This window comes from Mesorhizobium sp. IMUNJ 23033 (assembly GCF_044778005.1).
Lineage (GTDB): Bacteria > Pseudomonadota > Alphaproteobacteria > Rhizobiales > Rhizobiaceae > Mesorhizobium > Mesorhizobium amorphae_A.
This window is the reverse complement of record NZ_JBJACT010000074.1, coordinates 1-2,955: the sequence shown is the minus strand read 5'-3', so window position 1 is coordinate 2,955 and position 2,955 is coordinate 1. Positions and strand designations below refer to the sequence as shown.

The 2,955-nt window shown below is 59.0% G+C and carries 1 protein-coding gene and 1 pseudogene; both read right to left on the bottom strand.

All coding sequences use genetic code 11. The features are described 5' to 3' along the window. Positions 1-397 precede the first annotated feature (397 nt). Entirely contained in the window at positions 398-2,572 is a 2,175-nt protein-coding gene (locus ACFX5Q_RS34620) for an EAL domain-containing protein (protein WP_404285037.1), read from the bottom strand. A gap of 84 nt (positions 2,573-2,656) precedes the next feature. Further along, positions 2,657-2,947, bottom strand: a pseudogene (locus ACFX5Q_RS34615) (PAS-domain containing protein); the annotation flags it as partial. Between the last annotated feature and the right edge of the window lie 8 nt (positions 2,948-2,955).

Sequence of the window (2,955 nt, the reverse complement as noted above, 5' to 3'; positions counted from 1 at the left end):
GCGATTCTGGCGACAACCAGTTCGAGTGCGAGAAGGCGAGCTTCCAGTTCCAACTTCTCTCTTTCAACCATCAACCCTTCCTCTGAAACCAGGCAACAACCCTGCTGCTCCTAGCGTTCGATCTGATCGCGCGTAGTCACTAGGCCTCGATCATCCAAGAGTCTGTTGAGCTTCACCTGTAAAGGCATGGTTCTGCCACGCTCCGCGCCGAAGATTTGACATACACGACTGCGGCTGGACAGCGCACTGCGCGGGACGGCTCGCGCGTGTAGCCCTAGCTACAGTCCTATGGCTGGTCCGGACGGACCGGCCATCTATTTGCGTCGACCGTGAGCCTGCCACCTCGGCTTGACCGGATCCCCGGCGATGTGAATCCCTCCCTTCTCGTGTTGGGAATTTACATCGGGTTGCCGGGCGCGTTGAGCAATTTCATGATGGCTTCGGCGGAGATCGGTTTGCTGAAATGATAGCCCTGCATTTCATCGCAATTGTTCTTGCGCAAGAAGGCCACTTGATCGTCGGTCTCGACACCCTCGGCAATGACCCTCAGATGCAGATTTTGACCCAATGAAATGACGGCGCTGGCGACGGCCTGATCGCTCTCGTTGTCGGCGAGATCGTTGATGAAGGACTTGTCGATCTTCAAGCGCGCCACTGGAAAGGTCTTGAGTGCGCTAAGGCTGGAGTAGCCTGTTCCAAAATCATCGATCGATATCTGCACACCCAGGCCCTGCAGTGCGTTCATCGTTGCGACCGCCAGTTCAATGTCCTGCATGATCAGGCTCTCCGTCACCTCCAGCTCGAGGTATCTGGCCTCTAGGCCGCTGTCCTTCAGTGCATTGACGACACGACTTATCAGGTTTCTTTCCCTGAATTGCCGTGCCGAAACATTCACGCAGACGATCAGGGGCGGCAAGCCCGCGTCCTGCCAGGCCTTGTTCTGCCGACAGGCTTCGTGCAGCACCCAGTCGCCGATCGGAACGATCAGACCGGTCTCTTCGGCCGTCGGTATGAAAATGGCCGGGGATACCGTGCCACGCGTCGGATGCTGCCAGCGTATCAACGCCTCAACCGCGAAGATCTGCCCTGACCGAAGATCAATTTGCGGCTGATAGAGCAAGGTAAATTCCGAACGGGCCAGTGCGTTTCGCATTTCCTCCTGAAGCACGAACCTTTCATGCGCCCTGGTGTTGAACTCGGGCGCGTAGAATTGGAAATTGTCGCGCCCAAATTCCTTGGCGCGGTACAAGGCCGCATCGGCATTGGCCAGCAGCGTATCCGAGTTCGCCCCATCCTTGGGATAGTTCGCGACGCCGATGCTAGCCGTGGTACTCAGCCGATGTTTTCCAAGTTCAATCGGCTCCTCGATCACTGCACGGATCTTCTGCACTATCTCGGAGATGAGCTCGACGCTCGCCGGCTGGTCGAACAGGACAACGACGAATTCATCGCCGCCAAGCCGCACGACCGTATCGGTTGCCCTTACACATTTGACCATTCGGCTGGCGACAGTCTTCAGCAGTTCGTCTCCGGCGTTGTGGCCGAGCGTGTCATTGACCAACTTGAAATTGTCGAGATCGATGAACAACACGGTCACCCAGCGGCCATAACGCTGCGCGTAGAGGACCGCCTGCGAGAGCCGGTCCTCGAGCAGGGCGCGATTGGGAAGGCCGGTAAGCGCATCGTGGTTGGCCATGAAGTGGATCTGGTCTTCGGCCAGCTTGCGCTCGATGGCGATCCCTGCGATGCGCGTGGTGAAATTGATGAGTCGGGTCTCGGCCTCGCCCGGTTCGCACACCGTCATAGAATACATCGCAAACACGCCCAACACGGCGCCCTGATGCGACAGGATCGGGGTCGACCAGCACGAACGATAGCCGTAGGGCGCCACGAGTTCGCGATAGTCGTCCCAAAGCGGATCCTGCGTGATGTCAGAGACAATGACCGGCTCCCGACGGTAGACGGCGGTTCCGCAGGATCCCACGTTGGGACCGATTGCGATCCCGTCGATCGCGCTCGTATAGTCCATTGCAAGGCTCGGCGCCGCGCCGTGCCGCAAGTGACCACCATCCTTGTCAAGCAGCAATACGGACCCGAATATTCCCGTCAGCTGGGACTCGACGAGACGCATAAGGCGGTCGAGCACATCTTCCAGGGGAGCGCTCATCGCGATCATTTCCAGTATATGCGCCTGCCCGTCCCGGAGCACGTCTGCCTGCTTGCGCGCGGTGATGTCATGGGCAATGCCGACCAAACCGATAATTTCGTTGTCAGGATTGCACAACGGCACCTTCGTCGACGAGAGCCATTTGCCGGCGCCCGAGGCATCGACGACAAACTCCTCCTCGTCGATCATCGGTTTTCCGCTGCGCAGAACCCTCTGCTCGATATCGCGAAACTTCCGCGCCATTTCCGGGGCATGAAGATCAAAATCGGTCAGGCCGATCATGGCGCCGGTGTTTTCGCGGCCGCTGTCGGCCGCAAGGGCCCTGTTGACCACGACGAAGCGGCTTTCAGTATCCTTGACCCACAGATAATCCGGCACCCAGTCGATCAGCGCTTGCAGCGACATGCGCTCGTCGACGATCTGGCGACTGGCGATCAGTTCGGTGATGTCCTCATGCGTGGCGACCCAGCTCCCGTCCGGCATCGGCTGATGGCAGATCTGGATTGTCCGACCATCGGCGAGCTTGGCGCTCCAGATCCTCGAGGCATTGCTTGAATTGACCGACCGCGCCATCGTCAGATAAGCGTCGGTCGGCATCGCCGACGTCCCGGCGGCCACGCGGCGCTCGACGATTTCGCCCAGCGTCAAGCCTGGCTGCAGTTCATCGGGGGCAATGCGGTAAATTTCCGCATAGCGCCGGTTGCACAGGATCAGCCGTTCGTCGACACCAAAAAAGCAGATGCCTTGAGAGACATTGTCGATTGCCGTCTCGAATCGCAGCGCCTGGC